Source organism: Burkholderia arboris (genome assembly GCF_902499125.1).
Classification (GTDB): domain Bacteria; phylum Pseudomonadota; class Gammaproteobacteria; order Burkholderiales; family Burkholderiaceae; genus Burkholderia; species Burkholderia arboris.
Map to the genome: position 1 here is coordinate 160,401 of NZ_CABVPX010000011.1, position 19,244 is coordinate 179,644.

At 68.1% G+C, this 19,244-nt stretch carries 17 protein-coding genes and 1 pseudogene; 4 read left to right on the top strand and 14 right to left on the bottom strand.

The features are described from left to right. The first annotated feature begins 48 nt into the window (after positions 1-48). Together BLA15945_RS15870 and BLA15945_RS15875 are read left to right on the top strand one after the other, a co-directional pair. Positions 49-324 (top strand): hypothetical protein, encoded by a 276-nt coding sequence (locus tag BLA15945_RS15870; RefSeq protein ID WP_059237608.1) that lies wholly within the window; start codon positions 49-51, stop codon positions 322-324. Between the two features lie 45 nt (positions 325-369). After that, positions 370-528 (top strand): hypothetical protein, encoded by a 159-nt coding sequence (locus BLA15945_RS15875; protein WP_174992876.1) that lies wholly within the window; start codon positions 370-372, stop codon positions 526-528. A 119-nt stretch (positions 529-647) separates the two neighbouring features. Here the strand turns inward: BLA15945_RS15875 and BLA15945_RS15880 are convergent, their stop codons facing one another. The 14 genes and pseudogenes from BLA15945_RS15880 to BLA15945_RS15945 form a co-directional block, all read right to left on the bottom strand. Further along, complete coding sequence (locus BLA15945_RS15880) at positions 648-968, bottom strand: DUF1840 domain-containing protein (protein WP_174992914.1); 321 nt, start codon at positions 966-968, stop codon at positions 648-650. 308 nt (positions 969-1,276) lie between these two features. Continuing rightward, entirely contained in the window at positions 1,277-1,753 is a 477-nt protein-coding gene (locus tag BLA15945_RS15885) for a DUF3617 domain-containing protein (RefSeq protein WP_059237609.1), read from the bottom strand. A 158-nt stretch (positions 1,754-1,911) separates the two neighbouring features. Further along, positions 1,912-3,882 (bottom strand): APC family permease, encoded by a 1,971-nt coding sequence (locus tag BLA15945_RS15890; protein WP_174992877.1) that lies wholly within the window; start codon positions 3,880-3,882, stop codon positions 1,912-1,914. A 183-nt stretch (positions 3,883-4,065) separates the two neighbouring features. Further along, positions 4,066-5,082 (bottom strand): annotated as a pseudogene (locus tag BLA15945_RS15895) (glucokinase); the annotation flags it as partial. Positions 5,083-5,121: 39 nt separating this feature from the next. Next, complete coding sequence (locus BLA15945_RS15900; protein ID WP_233464233.1) at positions 5,122-6,045, bottom strand: aldo/keto reductase; 924 nt, start codon at positions 6,043-6,045, stop codon at positions 5,122-5,124. Between the two features lie 5 nt (positions 6,046-6,050). Continuing rightward, positions 6,051-7,469 carry a maltoporin gene (locus tag BLA15945_RS15905; RefSeq protein WP_217468155.1) on the bottom strand — a complete coding sequence of 473 codons (1,419 nt, stop codon included), beginning with the start codon at positions 7,467-7,469 and terminating at the stop codon, positions 6,051-6,053. A 148-nt stretch (positions 7,470-7,617) separates the two neighbouring features. After that, positions 7,618-8,766: a Gfo/Idh/MocA family protein gene (locus tag BLA15945_RS15910; protein ID WP_174992880.1), complete on the bottom strand. Its 1,149-nt coding sequence runs from the start codon at positions 8,764-8,766 to the stop codon at positions 7,618-7,620. After that, the gene (locus tag BLA15945_RS15915; RefSeq protein WP_059237614.1) at positions 8,763-9,572 is read right to left on the bottom strand and encodes a ThuA domain-containing protein; all 810 of its coding nucleotides are present in this window, start codon (positions 9,570-9,572) and stop codon (positions 8,763-8,765) included. The genes BLA15945_RS15910 and BLA15945_RS15915 overlap by 4 nt, the downstream gene beginning before the upstream one ends. Positions 9,573-9,663: 91 nt before the next feature. Further along, positions 9,664-10,800, bottom strand: coding sequence for an ABC transporter ATP-binding protein (locus tag BLA15945_RS15920; protein WP_059237615.1), 1,137 nt, complete (start codon positions 10,798-10,800; stop codon positions 9,664-9,666). Positions 10,801-10,835: 35 nt separating this feature from the next. After that, positions 10,836-11,666, bottom strand: a complete 831-nt coding sequence (locus BLA15945_RS15925) for a carbohydrate ABC transporter permease (protein ID WP_174992881.1) — start codon at positions 11,664-11,666, stop codon at positions 10,836-10,838. 1 nt (position 11,667) lies between these two features. Further along, positions 11,668-12,603, bottom strand: a complete 936-nt coding sequence (locus tag BLA15945_RS15930) for a carbohydrate ABC transporter permease (RefSeq protein ID WP_174992882.1) — start codon at positions 12,601-12,603, stop codon at positions 11,668-11,670. An 89-nt stretch (positions 12,604-12,692) separates the two neighbouring features. Next, positions 12,693-13,970, bottom strand: a complete 1,278-nt coding sequence (locus BLA15945_RS15935) for an ABC transporter substrate-binding protein (protein ID WP_081051951.1) — start codon at positions 13,968-13,970, stop codon at positions 12,693-12,695. Positions 13,971-14,127: 157 nt separating this feature from the next. Further along, positions 14,128-16,713, bottom strand: a complete 2,586-nt coding sequence (locus BLA15945_RS15940; RefSeq protein WP_233464235.1) for an ATP-binding protein — start codon at positions 16,711-16,713, stop codon at positions 14,128-14,130. Between the two features lie 22 nt (positions 16,714-16,735). Next, entirely contained in the window at positions 16,736-17,458 is a 723-nt protein-coding gene (locus tag BLA15945_RS15945; RefSeq protein ID WP_059237619.1) for a winged helix-turn-helix domain-containing protein, read from the bottom strand. Between the two features lie 413 nt (positions 17,459-17,871). Between BLA15945_RS15945 and BLA15945_RS15950 the strand changes: the two genes are divergently transcribed. Beyond that, complete coding sequence (locus BLA15945_RS15950; RefSeq protein WP_217468156.1) at positions 17,872-18,183, top strand: hypothetical protein; 312 nt, start codon at positions 17,872-17,874, stop codon at positions 18,181-18,183. Between the two features lie 182 nt (positions 18,184-18,365). Then, entirely contained in the window at positions 18,366-19,229 is an 864-nt protein-coding gene (locus BLA15945_RS15955) for a crotonase/enoyl-CoA hydratase family protein (protein WP_059237620.1), read from the top strand. The last annotated feature ends 15 nt before the right edge of the window (positions 19,230-19,244 follow it).

Here is a 19,244-nt window from a genome sequence, read left to right on the forward strand (position 1 = left end):
ACGCACCACGCGGGGTCGGAACGGCCGGCGCCCGGCGCGGAGACCGTCATGGCGTCGCCGCTCTGCCTGACCTATCGCCAGTGCGCGATCCGCGCGGTTGCGCTCGTCGACCCGATGGCCGGCGAAGGGCTCGAGCTCGGCGCGCTGTACCAGCCGCTCGCCGTTGTGTACTGGCGCGATGCGCGCGGCTGCCACGAAACGCATCTGCTCGACCCGAAGCATCACGTGTTTCGCAACGACTCGGACGCGCTCCGGATTTCGATCGCGCTGGCCAAGCGCTTCATCGACACGCAGCTCGCCGGCGCCTGCACGCCCGCCGGCTGACGGCCGGTTGCGCATCCCTCGTCCCCCATCCTGCCCGGAGGCGACATGGAAAACGGTATCGTCCAGACCCTCGTGCTGCTCGCGGTCCTCGTGTTCGCGGTGCTGTTCTTCGCGGCCCAACGCGGCCGCGACCGCACGCGCGACAGACTGCTGCACAGGTCCGCGCGGCGCTCGTCGCGCTCGCATACGCATCATCATTCGTAATCGCGCCGGCGATCCCGCCACGCAAAAAAAATCGGCCGACGGCACACGCGTCTTTCGACACGAAGCCGCCGGCCTTCCAGCGGAGGTCCGGTACCGCAGGCGGCACGCGCGCTGCGCGCCTACACGCCCCACATCACGTGCCGGCCCTGTTCGCGGGCCGCACGCATCATGTCCAGCAGCGGCCACGCGCGCTGCGCGAGCCCGCCCGCATGCGGCGACACGTCGTCGCGCAGCGCCTGCGTCGAATGCTCGTGTGCGCGTTCGCGCGCCGCATCGTCCCTGATGGCCTGTTCGAGCCGTGCGATCGCCTCAGGCAGTTCGTCGGTGGAAATCACGCCACGGACGTCGAGCCCCTTGCCGACCAGCCCGAGCAGATACTGCGCCAGATCGCGCAACATCACGATGTCGGGTGCGGCGGAAGAGCGAAACGTGATCAGCATCGTCATTTCCCCTTGTCGTGGCCGCGAACCGTACGGCGCATCGTGCCGCCGGTCGCGGCGAGGCCCCGTGGCCATCCCGCTGCGCGTGAGCGCCGCCCGTTCTTCTGAACCGGACGTTCGCCCCGCACGATGCGCGTCGCGCGGCCGGATTCGTGTGTGGCGTGGAGGCTGGATGACGCGAAGGCCTGCCTTGATTTTATATCACATTGTGATGTATTCAAGCATACGGACCCTGAATGCCTGCAATCTTGCGGCAGGTTCACCGATGGGTACGGCACGCGCCATGCGATGCGCGCCGCTTCGCTCCGTTACTTGCAGTCGCCCACGCGCTTGCCGCGCCACGTCCACGCGAGCGTGTACGCGCCAGCCTGCGCATGCTGCCCGTGCAATTGCCCCTTCAGGTCGTAGCTCGTCGGCGTGACGGCGCCCGTCACCGTGCCGTTGCCGCGCCCCTGTTCGTTCGCGCAGGACAGTGCGACCTTCAGCGTCGTGCCCGCGTAGTCCCAGTTCGTGATCGTGCAGCGGACGTTATCGCGCTGCAGGCGGGCGGCCATCGTCTTGCGCAGGTTCTTCGCGTCTGCGTCGCTCAGGCACTGGTCCGGCATCGGATCGGTGCCTTGCGGCAACGGCTTGCCGTTCAGCGTGTACTCGGTGTCGTCGTGCCAGATGCCCGGCGATACGGTCTGCGCAAGGGACGAGATGGCGAAGCCGGCGAGCACGGCGGCGGACAACGCGTGCGGGCCGTGGCGCAGGAAACGGGTGGCAGTCGTGGCGACGATCGTCATGAAGTCTCCCGGAAAGGATTTGTTGTTGATTCGAAGCGCGCGAATCTTATCAAACCTTTCCGGCGAAACCGGAGCATTGTTTCCTATTGCTTACGATCTGACGCGACACGTCAGATCGAATCGTTTTCATCGACCGGAGGAGCCGTTTCACGCGCCCGCTACCCGACGTTCATCGGCAACAACACCATCTGCTTGCCCTCGACGTGCAGGCGTGCCTGCAGCTCGACGGGCGTCTGGTTGTGCAGCCAGGCCGTGAGGAAATTCACGCGCCGGAAGATCAGCTTGCTCGCGAAGCACACGGCGTTCGGGTACTCGTCGAGCGTCGACGAAGCGAGGTTCATGAACTCGACGACGGGGTTCGTGCCGAACGCGATCCGGTAGTCGGCCGCGATGCCGCTGCGACGGCAGTGCGCGACGTAGTAGTCCAGCGCTTCGGTGATCGAGTGACGCAGCCGTTCGAGATGTTCGTGCCCGTCGTATGCCTTCGCATCGACCTCGCCGACCGCGAGGAAGATCACGTTGCGGAAGTGCCCGGGAAACAGCCGGTTGACCCACAGCAGCGCGTGCATGCTCGCGCCGCGATGCTTGCCGACCAGCAGCACGGCCGTCGGTTGCGACGGATCGGGCTTGCCCGGCGCGGTCGCCTCGTCGACTTCGGGCGGCTTGCCGGAGAACAACGCATCTTCCTTCGCGAGCTGCGCACGCGTATACGCATAGTGGCGGTTGATCATGAAGCACAGCGCGATCACCGCGCTCGTCACGAGCACCGTGAGCCAGCCGCCCGCCGTGAACTTCTCGATCAGCGTGATGACGAGCACGGTGGCCGTCACGCTCAGCCCGAGCGCCGACAGGAAGAAGTGCTTGAACCAGCCCTGCTGGCTGCGATGATGCCACCAGTACGTGCACAGCCCGAGCAGCGACATGCTGAACGTGAGGAACACGTTGATGCTGTACAGCACGACGAGCACGTCGACGTTGCCGTGCGTCCACAAGAGGATCAGCAGGCTCGACAGCCCGACGACGATGATGCCGTTCTGCCGCACGAGGCGCCCCGACAGGTCGCGGAAATGGCGCGGCACCCACGAATCCGACGCCATGTTCGACAGCACGGCCGGGCCGTCGAGGAAGCCCGTCTGCGCGCCGACCAGCAGCAGCCCGGCCTCGAACGCGAGCACGGCCGCGAGCAATGCGTGGCGCGCGAACGCCGAGCCGAGCCCAAGATGGTCGATCACGCTGCCGAACACGACTGCGTTGAGCGTCTCGCCGTCGACGGGCTTCGCCTGCCACAGCATGTACAGCAGGATGATGCCGCCGGCCGTGAACGCGAGCGACGTCGACATGTACCACATCGTCACCTTGCCGTTCGGCACGCGCGGATCGGCGAGCATGTTGACGTTGTTCGACACGGCCTCGAGGCCGGTATACGTGCCGCCGCCGAGCGAGAACGCGCGCATCAGCAACGCGAGCAGCACGAACAGGCCGAGCGACTGCGACATGCCGTGCGCTTCATGCACCGCATCGGGCACCACCATCGCGAGGCTGCCGCCGTGCACGGCGACGCCGTACACGATCAGCCCGAAGTGCAGGATCACGAAGCCGATGAAGATCGGCAGCAGCACCATGATCGATTCGCGCATCCCGCGGAAATTGAGCCCCGTCATCATCAGGATCAGCACGATCTCGGTCGTGAGCTTGAACGCCTGCGCGCTGACCGGCAGCAGGCTGAAGAACGCATCGACACCGCTCGCGAGCGACGTCGCGACGGTCAGCACGTAGTCGACCAGCAGCGCCGCGCCCGACACCAGCCCCGGCTTCGACCCGAGCAGCGACGTCGCGACCCGGTAGCCGCCGCCGCCGGTCGGGAACAGCTCGATCACCTGGTTGTAGCCGAGCGCGATGATGAACACGGTCGCCGCCGTCGCGAGGGCGAGGAACAGCGCGAGCGCGTGGTGCTGGCCGAGCGCGAGAAACGCCTCCTCCGGGCCGTAGCACGACGACGACAGCCCGTCGGCGCCGAGCCCGACCCAGGCGAGCAGCGGCGTGACGGCGATCGCATGCCTCGTGCGCGGATCGAGCGGGTCGAGCGGCTTTCCGACGAGCAACTGCCACACCTTCTGGAATGCGGTCACGATTCCTCCGGAACGCACGACGCCTCGGCGACACTCCTCTAAAACTAAATGAGTTCCGGGACGACTTCCAGTCGGCGTATTCCATAGGGCGCGTCGCGCGCGGGGTTGCTTTCAACATGCCGACGCGTTGCAGACAGTCGCAATACAACCCTGCGAGCCGGACTCGCGTCAGCCGGCCTCGCCCAACGCGCGGGCGAGCAGGCACGACACGCCGACGAAGGCCGGATGCAGCGCGGTGATCACGAAGGTCGGAATCTTCGCAAGATAACCGGCAAAGCGGCCCTTCGCCTCGAAGCGGGCTCGAAATGGCGATGCATCGAACAATACCCCGAGGCGCGGCACGACGCCCCCGCCGATATGGATGCCGCCGGTCGCGCCGAGCGTCAGCGCCAGATTGCCCGCGAACGTGCCGAGCATCCCGCAGAAGCAATCCAGGGTCGCCATGCAGCGTGCGTCGCCGGCGAGCGCGCGATCGATGATGGCAGCCGTATCGACCGTATCGGCCGCGCCGGCCCGCGGTGCGTCGCAGCCGTCGCGCGCGGCGAGCGCCGCGTGAATGACCGCGATGCCGGGGCCCGCGACCAGCCGCTCGAACGACACGTGCGGCCAGCACGCCCGCGCGTACCGCAGCACGTCGGCTTCGCGTGCATCGGCGGGCGCAAACGACACATGCCCGCCCTCGCCGGACACCGGCACCCATGCGTCGCCCGCGCGCACGAGCGCCGAGACGCCCAGCCCCGTTCCCGCACCGAGCACGCCGATCGTACCCGCGGGCACCGCGCGCCCGCCGCCGACTTGCCGCCGTTGCTCCGCGGGCAGATGCGGCACGGCCATCGCCAGCGCCGCGAAGTCGTTGAAGACGTGCAGCGTGTCGAACCCGAGCGCACGGCGCGTCGCGTCGATCGAGAAGCGCCAGTCATGATTGGTCATGCTGATCAGGTCGCCATCTACGGGATTGGCGATCGCGATCGCCGCATCCCGCACCCGCGCGCCGCCCGTGTCGCGCAGGAACGCGCGCACCGCATCGTCCACGCCGGCATGGGCGCTGCATCGATAGACACGCACGTCGCCGATCCCGCCCCGCGCGGTCTCCAGCGCGAAGCGCGCATGCGTGCCGCCGATGTCGGCCAGCAAGCGGGGTTCGCCGGTGCGCAGGCCGCACGGCGTGCCCGGAGCGCTGTTGAGGGTTGCTACGCTCATCGCATCTCCCGAATAGTCATCGTGTGTCGATCGCAACGGTCATGGCACCTCCGCGCCGCGCGCCGCGTCCAGCAGCTCGAACCAGTGCTCGCGCCCGAGCGCGATGCGGGTCGCCGCAACCGCTTCGCGCAGCGCCGCGATCCGGCTCGACCCGACGATCGGCAGCGGCCGGCACGGCAGCGCGAGCAGCCACGCGAACAGCACCGTCGTCGCGGGCACGCCGAGCGCCTCGCCGATCCGCGCCGCGCGCTCGCGCACCCGCGTCGCGGCAGGCGACGCCTCCGTCAGCAGCCGTCCGCCCGCGAGCGGCGACCACAGCATCGGGGGACAGCGCCAGCGCTGCGCCTGGTCGAACGTGCCGTCGTCGAGCGGCGCGAGATGCAGTAGCGAGCATTCGACCTGGTTCGTCGCGAGCGACATGCCGTGCGCCGCCATGCGGTCCTGCAGCAACGCAGCCTGCGCCGGCGTAAAGTTCGATACCCCGAATGCCCTCACCTTGCCGTCACGCCGAAGCGCGGCGAAGGTCGCGGCGACTTCGTCGGCATCCATCAGCGGATCGGGACGATGCAGCAGCAACAGATCGAGCCGGTCGGTACGCAGCGCGCGCAGCGACTGCTCGACCGACGCGACGACATGCGCGGCGCGCGTGTCGTAGTGCTTGATGCCGTGCGCGGGCCGACGCGCGGACACGAGCCGGATCCCGCACTTCGTGATGATCTGCATCCGTTCGCGCAAGTGCGGCGCATCGGCCAGCACGTCGCCGAACAGGCCCTCGGCCATGTAGTCGCCATAGATGTCCGCATGGTCGAAGCTCGTCACGCCGAGTTCCAGCGCCGCCTCGATCAGCTCACGTCGCGCGCGGACCGACAACGCCCAGTCACCGATCCGCCACATCCCGAACACGATGCGCGAGAACGGCGCGGCATCGGCCCCCATCGATATCGTCGTACAGCGTTCCGTCATCGCGCTCACCACCACCATTCGACTTGCGCGCCGACGGTCGAGCCCGTGCGCGACGTGCCGAAGATGCCCGTCGTCGACAGCGGATCGCCGGGCGCCGCCGCATCCTGCGCGGCCTGGTTCCAGCGCGCATACGTGTAGAACACGCGGAATTCCGGCCGCGACCAGAACGAGCGGTCCATCGCAAGCGTCAGCGCGACGCTCGCCTTCAGCAGCGTGCGCGTCGGGCCGCCGGACGGCGTTACGCGATCGTGCCCGAGGTCGCCCTGCAGCTTGATGTGCTGCGTGAACGCGTATACCGGCCGCACGCCCATCGATATCCAGGTCTGCGACCCGCCCGACGGCGCGATGTCGCGCTGGTAGATGCCGACCACCTGTCCGCTGAAGTCGCGCGTGGCCTGCCAGTCGAACGCGTCGAGTACGCGGACACTCTTGTAGCGGTTGTCGTTGGTCAGCGTTCCCGTGTAGCCCAGGCCCGTGCCCGGACCGACGCCGTACTGGAACGCGAGCTTGTTCTTGCCGCCGAACAGGTTGGTCTGTATGTGCTGAACCGTGAACGACCAGCCGCCGTGCGCGTCCTGCAGCACGCCGCTCGTGTTCAGCACCGGCGCGCGGGCCGGGATGTACGACAGCCCGAACTGCAGTTCGCCGCCGGGGTTCGGGCGTACGCCCGACAGCTGCAGGTCGTGGCGCGTCGCGTAGTTGGGCTGGTCGATGTAATCCTCGCGGAACAACGCATAGCTGAGCTTCAGGCCGCCGCCGATCGGCACGTTCTCGATGCCCGCGCCGAGGCCGCTCGGGTTCCAGTAATAGAAGTCGTTCATGTGGACGTCGTTGCGCCGGTAGTAGATGCGCCCGAACCAGATCCGCATGTCGTCGAGCCCCGGAAGGTTCGTGAGCTGCACGTACGACTGCGGCAGGCGCACGCGGCCGTGATCGCCATTGAAGGTCGGCGCGCGATCGAGATCGTTGACGAGGCTCGCCATCCCCACCGCCGACAGCTGCATGCCGTTCGAGAACTTGTACAGCGTCTGGTCGATCTCCAGCTCGCTGTAAACCTGGCATTCGTTGCCGAGCCGGTATTTGCTCTGCGCACCCGGCAACTGGAAGCAGGCCTGCGAATGGCTGTCGCTGGTCCCGACACCGGCCCGCAGGTAGCCGTGAAACTGCGTCCACGGCGTCAGCTGGTTCCAGGCCGACGACGGCGTCGGCGTCGCCACGTTGGCGGGGCTCGTGTCGGCCGGTACGACGCCGGTGGCCTGCGAGAGGCCGCCCGGTGCGCTGTCCGCGGCGAGGGTCGTCGCCGGATCCGGCGCCGCGTGCAGCGCGGCCGATGCGACCGCGAGCGAGAAAGCGGCGGCGAGCCGCGTGAGCCTGAACGGGGTGCGTGCCGGGCCGCGCGCGACGCGGCCTGCTTCGTCGATCATGAACGTGTCTCCAAACGTTGTCAGTGCGTCGCGTGCGATGCGCGGCGTCATCGAATAGGTGTATGTGCTGCGTCGTCCGTCATGCTGCCGACGGGCCGGCGTGGCGGACGCTCCGCGCGCCGGCCCGGTACGAATCCAACCCGCGACGTCAGCCCGCGACGTCGAGGTCCACTACCGGCGACGCGTCGACGGCCGCCGGTCCCGGCGCGTGAATGCGGATCGGCTCGCCCGCGGCCGCGCTCGCATAGATCGCGTCGAGAATTTCCATCACGATCAGACCTTCTTCACCGGGGGCGGGATGCGGGACGTCGCACAGGATCGCTTCCGCGTAGTCGTACATCGCGGAATGCGCGCCCTCCGCGGGCGGATTCAGCCGCATGTCGAACTGCGCGCCGTTCTGCTCGATGAACACGTGCGCGTCGAACGTGTAGCCCTCGTTCAGGTTCTTCTGCAGCAGCCCCGCACGCGTGCCGAGCAGACGCGTTTCCATCAGCTCCGCTTCCTGGATGTTGGTCGCCCACGATGCCTCGAGCGCGAGCGTCGCGCCGTTGTCGAAACGGATCAGCGCGGCGGCGAGATCCTCGACGTCGAACGTCTTGCCCGCACGCGCCGCCAGCTCGCGCGCGATCGGATCGTAGGTGCTGCCCATCACCCACACGGGTTTCGGATAGCCCATCAGCCACAGCGCGAGATCGAGACGATGCACGCCGAGATCGATCAGCGGCCCGCCGCCCGCCAGCGCCTTCGTGCCGAACCAGCCGCCGAATCCGGGCATCCCGCGCCGGCGATGCCAGACCGTGCGCCCGAAATAGAAATCGCCGAACAGGCCGCTGTCGACCTGCGCCTTCAGCGCGCGCGACTGCGCGCTGAAGCGGTACGAGAAATTGATCATCAGCCGCTTGCCGGCGCGATGCGCGGCGATCAGCATGTCACGCCCCTCGTCCGCGTTCATCGCCATCGGTTTCTCGCACAGCACGTGGCAGCCGGCGTCGAACGCGGCGAGCGTCAGCTCGCGATGGAACTTGTTCGGCGTGCACACGCTGACGACGTCCAGTTTCTCCGCCGCGAACATCGCGTCGGCCGACGCGTAGCGCGCATCGATGCCGAGCGCGTCGCCGACCTTCGCGAGCCGCTTCGCATCGGGGTCGGCAATCGCAACCACGTCGACATCGGGATGCTCGCGCCAGCCTTCGATGTGCTTGCGGCCGATCCCGAGCCCGATCACGCCCACGCGCAGGCGACGGCCGCGCGCAATCGCCGCCGCTTCCGGCAGTTCCACCTTGTAGTCGTCGTTCATGCGAGGTCTCCGGCGGTCTGCTGGATACCGACGTGCGCGAATTGCCCGCTCTTCTCGCTGAGCGTCTCGAGCGGCGGCGAGTTCGGGCAGCGGTCGGCCAGGTTCACGCGCGGCGCGGCCCACTGCACCGCGTTCGCGATCACACGCTGCACGTTGCGGTCGTGATAGGTCGGGTAGGCTTCGTGCCCGGGGCGGAAATAGAAGATCCGGCCGTGACCGCGCTCCCAGCAGCAGCCCGAACGGAACACCTCGCCGCCCTCGAACCACGAGATGAACACGGTGCTGTCCGGCTGCGGGATGTCGAAACGCTCGCCGTACATTTCCTCGTGCTGCAGCTCGAAGTACTCGCCGAGCCCGGCCGCGATCGGATGCGACGGCTCGACGACCCACAGCCGTTCCTTCTCCGCCGCCTCGCGCCACTTCAGCGAGCAGTTCGTGCCGAGCAGGCGGCGGAAGATCTTCGAGAAGTGCCCGGAATGCAGCACGATCAGGCCCATCCCTTCGAGCACGCGGCGCTGCACGCGCTCGACGATCTCGTCGGAGACTTTCGCGTGCGCCTTGTGCCCCCACCAGATCAGCACGTCGCACGCGGCAAGCCGCGCTTCGCTGAGGCCGTGCTCGGGCTCGTCGAGCGTCGCGGTGCCGATCTCGAGCGGCAATGCACCGTGGCCGAGCGCCGGCGTCTCGGCAAGCGCGCTGGCGATCACCCGGTGCAGGCCGTCGGGATAGATCGCGCGCACACCCGCGTTCTCCCGTTCGTGCTCGAACTCGTTCCATACGATCACTGAAAGTTTTTTATTTAGCATGACTATCCTTTATCGATGATTTGGCGCCAATTCGACAGCGGCCATGCGCCCTGACCGCCTGAAACCTGTGGCCGGATGTGCCGCGCGCCGCTCAGGCGATCGCGAGCGCCGGTGCGGCAGGCTCGCGCGGCGTGCGTACCGCCGCGCGTCCGTCCGGATGAAACAGATGCGACGCGGCGGCCGGCAGATCGACGCGCAGGCGCTCGCCGACCCGCGCGCCGGCGGCATCGGTCTTCGCGACGATCGGCTGGTCGCACAGCGGCGTGTCGAGATACAGATAGGTGTGTTCGCCCATCTGCTCGACGTGCGCGACCTGACCCGCCACGGCGCCGGTACCGACCCGTACGTGTTCTGGGCGGATGCCGAGGGTCACGCCGGCGCCCGTCTCGAGGCCGTCGCCGGACACGTCGGCGCCGAGCGGATGGCCGCGGACCAGCACGCGAACCTCGCCGCTGCCGGCCGCCGCGACGCTTGCCGGCAGGAAGTTCATCGCGGGCGAGCCGATGAATCCGGCGACGAACTGGCTCGCCGGACGGTGATACAGGTCGAGCGGCGTGCCGATCTGCGCGACGCTGGCGATCCCGCTGCGCCCTTCGAGCGGCCGCAGCAGCACGATCTTGTCGGCGAGCGTCATCGCCTCGACCTGGTCGTGCGTCACGTAGATCATGCTGGTGCTGTCGAGGCTGCGGTGCAGCTTCGCGATCTCGACGCGCGTCTTCACGCGCAGCGCCGCATCGAGGTTCGACAGCGGCTCGTCAAACAGGAACACTTTCGGCTTGCGGACGATCGCCCGGCCGATCGCGACGCGCTGCCGCTGGCCGCCGGACAGTGCGCCGGGCTTGCGTTCGAGCAGCTCGCCGAGGCGCAGCGATTCGGAAGCGAGCCGCACCCGCCGGTCGATCTCGTCTTTCGGCAAGCGCAGGTGACGCAGGCCGAAGGCCATGTTTTCGTAGACGGACATGTGCGGATAGAGCGCATAGCTCTGGAACACCATCGCGATGTCGCGCTGCGCGGGCGCAAACGTGTTGACGCAGCGGCCGTCGATCCATACGTCGCCCGCGCTCTGTTCCTCGAGACCGGCGACGATCCGCAGCAACGTGGACTTGCCGCAGCCCGACGGGCCGATGAAGACGCAGAACTCGCCCGGCTCGACCGTGAGATTCACGTCGCTGAGGATGGGGGTCGTGCCGAACTGCTTGCGAAGACCGCTCAACTTGATCTGACTCATGTTTTCCCTCTTGATCCTGTTCGGGCCGAAACGCGTCAACCCTTGACCGCACCGGCAGTCAGGCCGGAGACGATTTGCCGCTGAAACACCAGCACCAGCAGCACGAGCGGCACGGTGACGATGACCGACGCGGCCATGATGGTTCCCCACGGCAACTCGTAGCTGCTCGCGCCCGAGATCATCGTGATCGCGACGGGCACCGTGCGCTGGCTCGATGAGATCATGAAGGTCAGCGCGAACAGGAACTCGTTCCAGGCCGACACGAACGCGAGCAGCGACGTCGCGGCCAGTGCCGGCCGCAGCAGCGGCATGAAGATCCGGAAGATCAGCGTGAACACGCCGACGCCGTCGACGAGCGCCGCCTCCTCCAGCTCGCGCGGCAACTCGCGCATGAACGTGACGAGAATCCAGATCGTGAACGGCAGCGTGAAGATCAGGTCGGACAGTACGAGCGCGCCGAGGTGGTCGTACAGGCCGAGCGAGCGGACCAGCTCGAACAGGCCCGACAGGATCGCGACCTGCGGAAACATCGACACGCCGAGAATGCACATCATCAGCACGCCGCGCCCGCGGAACGACACGCGGCCGAGCGCATACGCGGCGAGCACCGACACGGCGAGCGACAGCGCGACCGCCCCGCCCGCGACGAGCGCCGAATTCAGCAGGTACGCGCCGAACGGCTGGTCGCGAAACAACTGGCGATAGTTGTCGAGCGACGGGCTCGCCGGGAACAGCGACGTGTCGAACAGCGCATCGCCATGCTTGATCGACGTACCGATCATGTAGACGAACGGGAACAGCGCGATCATCAGCACGAGCGCCGACAGCAGCCCGTGAATCGCGATATCGAGCGGATGCTTCTTCACGTCAAGCCTCCTGCATCCGGCGGCGGCTGACCGCCATGTAGCCGATGGTGAACAGCACGATCGTGACGAACAGCAACATCGCCGACGCCGACCCGAACCCGACCTGCTGGAAATCGATCAGCTGTTCGCGCACATAGATCGACATGCTTTTCGTGATCCGGCTGTTCGACGTCATCACATAGATCAGGTCGAACACGCGCAACGCGTCGAGCGAGCGGAAAATCATCGCGACCAGCACGCCCGGCAGGATCAGCGGCAGCGTCACCGAACGGAACACGCGCCAGCGCGGCACGCCGTCGACACGCGCAGCCTCGTAGCAATCGCGCGGCACGGTCTGCAGCGCGGCGAGCATCAGCAGCGCCATGAACGGTGTGGTCTTCCACACATCGACGAGCACGATGGTCGGGAAGACGAGGCGCGCATCGGCGGTAAAAGCGAGCGGCTCCTGGATCGCGCCGATCGACATCAGCATCGCATTGACGATCCCGAACTGGTCGTTGAGCATCCAGCTCCAGATCTTCGCCGACACGACGGTCGGGATCGCCCACGGCACGAGCACGGCCGCGCGCAGCAGCGTCCGCAGCCGCGACGGCACGTCCAGCAGCAGCGCGACGCCGAGGCCGGTGGCCGTCTCGAGCACGACCGACACGACGGCGAACAGCACGGTATTGCCGACGGCCTGCCACCACGCCGGGTCGCGCAGCACGCCCGCTGCGCCGAGATAGTTGTCGAGGCCGACGAAATGACGCTGCGACAGGTCGGACAGTTGCGCGTCGGTCAGGCTGAACCACGCCGTGCGCAGCAACGGCCAGCCGGCAATGGCCGCCAGCGTGAGCAACGCGGGCGCCACCAGCAGCCACGCCTGGCGCCGGCGTGCGCGGGCAAGCCCGGCCCGGGCCCGCACGGGTGCCTGCACGAATGCAGGAGTGCTACTCATTTCGATGCTTCCGGTTCTCATTCGATGTCTCCTGTCAGGCCGGCGCCCTGCGGAAGCCGGCCCGATCGATCAATCGCGCGCCGCGGCGCTCAGTGCCAGCTGCCGCCCGGCGCGAGCCGGTTGAGCGTGGCGGCGAGCCGCGCGAGCGCGCCCGCCGCGGTGTCGCTACCGGCGAGCACGTCGTGCGCGGCATTCCAGAACTGGTTGCTGACCTGGTTGTACTTCGCGCCGGTCACGGTCGACGGCCGCGCGACCGCCGTGCTGAAGGTCGGCAGCAGATCGGCCATGAACGGGTTGGCCTGCAGGATGTCCTTGTCCCGGTAGAGCGCCGGCATCGTCGGGTTGTACGACCCCTGGATCGCCCGCAGCTTCTGCACGTCCGCGCTCGCCATGTACATCACGAGATCGGCGGCCAGTTTCGGGTTCGGCGAGTAGCGCGACACGGCGAGCTGCCATCCGCCCAGCGCGGCGGCCGGGCGGCCGTCGGCGCCGCCCTTCGGCAGCGGCGCGATGCCGACCTTGCCCTTGATAGGGCTGCCCGCGCGATTCGCGATCGCCCATGCGTACGGCCAGTTGCGCATGAACACCGCGTTGCCGGCCTGGAACACGCCGCGGGCTTCCTCCTCGCCGTAGTTCAGCACGGCCTTCGGGCTGATCGTGCCGACCCATTTCGCCGACTGCTCGAGCGCCTTGATCGCACCCGGGTTGTCGATCGTCACGCGGCCCTTGTCGTCGACCACCGTGCCGCCGTTGTAGCTGCTGACCCATTCGAGCGCATCGCAGGTCAGCCCTTCGTATGCGCGCCCTTGCCACACGTAGCCCCAGACCTTCTCGTTGCCGGCGGCGCGCTCGCCCGACTGGATCTTGCGCGCGGTGGCATCGAGTTCCTCCCACGTGGCGGGCACTTTCACGCGGTACTTGTCGAGCAGGTCCTTGCGGTAGTAAAGCAGCCCCGTATCGATGAACCACGGCATCGCGACCAGCTTGCCGTTCACCGTATCGTTCGCGACGATGCTCGGGAACGACTGGCTTTCCAGCCCCTTGCTGTACGGCTTCAGGTCGATCAGGTGGTTCGCTAGGATGCCCGGCCAGACCGTGTCGATCTGCATCACGTCGATCTTGTCGGAGCCGCCGCCGAGCAGTTGCTGATAGAGCGCCAGCGTTTCGCTCGAGTTATTGGGCATGCTGATGAACTCGACCTCGTTGCCGGTCTTCTCGGCCCACCGCTTCGCCGAGACCTGGCAAATGTCCTGGTCGACGCCGGCTGCGCCGCATGCGATCCGCAGCGTCGCCGCACCGGCACTGGCGGCCGTGGCGGCCGTCATCGCGAGCGCCATCGTCAGCAAACCTGCCTTGAGCTTCATCATTCGGTGTCTCCAGTTTTTTTCGAATCGTTCGAATCGTGCGCCGCGGTGTCGCAAGCGCGTCGCCGGGTGCCGTGGGTCTATGAGACTCCAGTCCGGTTAATCGAAAATTTCGGAAACGCGCCGCGCCATTAACAATCGAAACAATCGCCGTCGCGCGTCAGCCCAGCAGCGCGGCGAGCGCCGCCAGATCGAACGGCTTCGGCACGAACGGCAGGTCGGCGCGCCAGTCGGGATGGGTCTGATGAATCTCGGGCGGCAGGCCCGAGGTGAGGGCGACGCGCTGCGCCGGCCAGCGCTCGGCGAGCCGCGCCGCGAACGCGATGCCGCTGCCGCCCGCGCCGAGCGAGATGTCCGACAGCACGAGCGTGACGGGGCCGTGCTCGGCCAGCCAGCGCAATGCCGCGTCGCCGGTCGCCACTGCGTCGGCCCGCGCGCCGAGCGCCGCGAACTGGCTGAGCGCCGTGTCGCGCACCTCCGGATCGTCGTCGACCACGAGCACACGGGCACCGGCCTGCCCGGTAACGGGCGCGGCCACCGTGACGGCCGGCGCGGCGCGCCGTTCGGGCGGCGCGCTCTCGGGCAGCCACAGCTCGACGCGCGTGCCCTGGCCGACCTCGCTGTGGATGCGCAGATCGCCGCCGCTCTGGCGCACGAAGCCGTAGACGCTGCTGAGCCCGAGCCCACTCCCCTCGCCGGCCGCCTTGGTCGTGAAAAACGGCTCGATTACCTTGTCGAGCAGCACCGGGGCGATCCCGCAACCCGTGTCGGTGACGCTCAGCACGATCGCGTGCGGCGCGGACGCACCGTCGGACGCCGGTGCGCGGCGCGCGGCCAGTGCCAGCGTCCCGCCGACCGGCATCGCGGCGGCGCTGTTGAGCGCCAGGTTGAGGACGGCGTTCTCGAGCTGGCCGCGGTCGACGTTCACCCACATCGCGTCGGTGGCCGGCTCCAGCACGACGGCCACCCGCTGGCCCGCCGAGTATTCGACGAGATCGAGCATCTCCGCGAGCATCGCCCTGACCGACACGCGTTCGGCCTGCAGCGGCTGGCGCCGCGCGAACGCGAGCAGCCGCCGCGTGAGCCGCGACGCGCGTTCGGCCGCGCGGCGCGCCCGCTCGGCCATCGTCTGCGCATCCTGCTGGCCGTCGAGCCGCGGCAGCAGCAGTTCGAGGTTGCCGAGTATCGCGACCAGGAAGTTGTTGAAATCGTGCGCGACGCCGCCCGTCAACTGGCCGAGCACGTCCATCTTCTGCGCCTGACGCAACTCGGCCTCGACCGCACGCCGGCTCGTCAGGTCGCGGCAGACCGCCACCCAGCCGCCGTCCGGAAGCGGCTGGCAGTGGAATTCGAGGGTCCGCTGGTCGCGCAGGTGCAGTTCGGCCGACGCGGCGATGCGCGCGCCGTCGGATGTGCGGGTCGCGGTCTCGCGCGACACCTGGCGCCAGCGCGCGGGCTGATGCATGGCCTGCCGCAGCATCGCGAGCGACAGGCCCGCGTACAGCGTGCCCGGGTCGATCCCGAGCAGCGTCGCGAAGGTCGGATTCCACGCGATCAGGCTGCCGTGCGTGTCGTGAACCGACACCCCGTCGTTCATCGAGTTGAGCACCGACTCCTGCAGGCGGCGCTGCGACTCGAGCCCGTGGGTCAGTTGCTCCTTCTCGATCAGGTTGGTGCGGAACACCTCGAACGCGCGCGCCAGCTCGCCGATCTCGTCCGGCCGGTGCGTCGACGGCATCCGGTCGGACGTGATCCCTTTCGCGAGTCGCGCCATCACGCGCGTCATCGCCTGCAGCTTGTGCAGGATGCGGCTCGCATACGCGACGCCGAGCAACGCCACCACGACGCCCGCGACGGCCAGCAGCAACAGGCCCGACTGGCTGGAGACCGCGACCTTGCGCACCTTGTCGCTGCGCTCGCTGGCGATCTGCCGCAAGCGCTCGACGTAGCGCGCCGACTTGCCGCTCAGGTGATCCGCGTGGCCGCGCAGGAGCGTGACGAGATAACCCGTCTGCGCTTCGCTCGACAGAAACTCGCGGCGCACCGCGAACACGCTGCGCGCGCCGCCGTCGAGTTGCTGCAGCGCCTCGGCAAGCACCGGCTGGCGGCGGTCTTCGGCGCGTTCGCGCACGCGCAGCCACAGTGCCTCGTTGTCGCTTTCCGCGCTGCCGAGCTCCGCCGCGTTGGCCGCCTGCAGCGCACCGGCCGTACGGGCCCAGATCTCGAGCAGCGTCGGCGCCTGCTGCGCGATCACGCTCTTGTCGCGCGCGATGCCGTCGCCGATGCGGTCGTTCGCGAGGCGCAGGGCGCTCAACTCCTCCTTGAGCTGTCGCTGCCGGCCCGACACGATCAGCAGCCGGGCGAGATCCTGGTCGATCGCGTCGAGATCGTCGATCACCGCGAGCTGCTCGCCCGCCTTCGCGGCGGGGCCCGGCTGTTTGCCGAAGCCCGGCGACAGCCGCCGGATATCGCCGAGCAGGCCGCGCATCAGCTCGGTGTCGTTGTGCAGCAGGTCCGGCGAATCGGTCAGCATCATGCTCGGCGCGACCGCGGCGAGTTGTGCGACCTTGTCCGACAGCTCGAGCGCGCGGGCGATCTCGGGCACGACGTTCGCCTCGTATTCGTCGAGCGCGTTCTGGTTCGCGCGCATGCCGAGCACGCCGACCACCACGACCGCGAGCGTGATGCCGAACAGCAGCAGAAACGTCGCGGTCAGCTTGGCCCGGACACTCCAGGGCGGCAACATCCTCACCGTCGTGCGCATCGCATCACACGCGCACGACGGGCACCGCGAACACGTAGCCGATGCCACGCTGCGTGCGGATATAGGTGGGCTGCTCGGGGTTCGGCTCGATCTTGCGGCGCAGGCGCAGGATCAGCACGTCGATCGTCCGGTCGTACACGTCGATGCCGAAGCCGCGCGTATGTTCGAGCAACTGGTCGCGCGACCAGACTCGCGACGGCTGCTGCACCATCGCCGCGAGCAGCTCGAATTCGCCCTGCGTCAGCGCGCACGGGCCGCCGTTGTGCGTCAGCGTGCGCGCGGCCAGGTCCAGCGTCCAGCCGTCGAAGCAGTAGCGCGGGCCGCCGCCGTTCGACGCGGGGCGCGGCATCGACAGCTCGATCGTGCGCCGCAGCTGGGCGCGCACCCGCGCGATCAGTTCGCGCCCGGAGAACGGTTTCGTGACGAAATCGTCGGCCGCGGTCTCGAGGCCGAGCACCCGATCCGTCTCGTCGCCCAGGCCGCTGATCATGATGATCGATACGTCGGACCGGCGCCGCAGCTCGCGGGCGACCGTCAGGCCGTCCTCGCCGCGCAGCTTCAGGTCGAGAATCACGAGCGCGTGCGGCGCGGCCGCGAGCTGCTGCTGCATCCGGGCCGCGCTGTCGACGGCCGACACGTCGAACCCGGCCTCTTCCAGCACGCTCTTCAGCCAGACGCGCACTTCCGGATCGTCGTCCAGCACCAGGATCCGATGTTTTTCTGACATGGGTGTTCTCCTCCAAGCCGGTCGCGCGCGCCGATTCGGTCGGCCGCGCGGTGCAAGCTGGCATTTCTGTCGGTATGTGGCCGGACCGCGGCGGGATGACGCAGTCGGGCCGGAAGCGAATGGTGGCCGATCCGGGCCGATCCTGGCAAGTTCCCGTGAACGCGCATCGGCATGAGGATGGGCGGGGCGCCGCGCGCGCCTTCGCGCGGCACAATCAGGACGCGCGCGGGATTCTAACGTCGAAAAATTTCGATGCAACCGCGCCGCGATCGGTGAATACCCTGCCCGAATTGCGGCCCGGACGGACGAGCCGACGGTACGGAATGCCCCGCCGTTGCACCGGGTGCGCGGGCCGTACTGCGACCCGTGCCCGAACCCGATCGGGCCACCGGCACGTCACGCACGCCCGACGCATGCATCGATCCACGACGATTTCGCCAATCGATCTGCATGACGAACGAATTCGACGTCTCGTTGCCGATGCCCCGATCACGATCGCCCGCGCCGTGTGCAACGTCACGGTGCCGCGCACCGCGATCGCGGCCATCCGGTTTCCGTTGCAGCGACGATCGTTCTGCATCGCCGTCGCTGCCGGCCGCCCCGAAATAGATTCACACGCGAAATACCTTCGCAGCCCGCCAAGTCACGCCCGTCCCGCGCCAAATCCGCCCGAAACCGGCTTCCCGCCTTGCACGCAGGTCGTGCACCGATGCATTCGCGTGTAACCGGCTTTCCCGCCGCCGCGTGATCGCCGACGGCGCGATCGGGTGACCCACTCAACACATCCGTCGAGTTTGTGCGCGCAACAATGGCGATGCCTCGCCCCCGGCGCCCTGCGGGCACCCCGATTCCCCGCAGGGCACCGGGCGCGGCGGTCTTCAAAAACCACATCTCACGAGGACATACCATGCAACTCCAATCCCATCCGGCGTGCCGCCCGTTTTACGAAGCCGGCGAACTGTCGCAACTGACTGCCTTTTACGAAGAGGGCCGTAATGTCATGTGGATGATGCTGCGATCGGAGCCGCGGCCGTGCTTTAACCAACAACTCGTTACCGACATCATCCATCTCGCGCGCGTCGCACGCGACTCGGGCCTCACGTTCGACTTCTGGGTGACGGGCTCGCTCGTCCCCGAGCTGTTCAACGTCGGCGGCGACCTGAGCTTCTTCGTCGACGCGATCCGCAGCGGCCGGCGTGACCAGTTGATGGCCTACGCGCGCTCGTGCATCGACGGCGTGTACGAGATCTACACGGGCTTCGGCACCGGGGCGATCTCGATCGCGATGGTCGAGGGCAGCGCGCTCGGCGGTGGTTTCGAGGCCGCGCTCGCGCATCACTACATGCTCGCGCAGAAGGGCGTGAAGCTCGGGTTCCCCGAGATCGCGTTCAACCTGTTCCCCGGCATGGGTGGCTATTCGCTCGTCGCACGCAAGGCCGATCGGGGCATTGCGGAGCAACTGATCGCGACCGGTGAAGCGCACGCCGCCGAGTGGTACGAGGATCGCGGCCTGGTCGACCAGACGTTCGACGCGGGTGACGCGTATCTCGCGACGCGCACCTTCATCGACGTGATGAAGCCGAAGCTGAACGGCGTGCGCGCGATGCTGCGCGCGCGCGAGCGGGTGTTCCAGCTGACGCGCTCCGAGCTGATGGACATCACGGAAGCATGGGTGCATGCGGCGTTCACGATCGAGCCGAAGGATCTCGCGTACATGGAACGCCTCGTGATGCTGCAGAACCGGCGCGTGTCGAAGCTGCGCACGGTGTAACGCGACGGGCGCCGC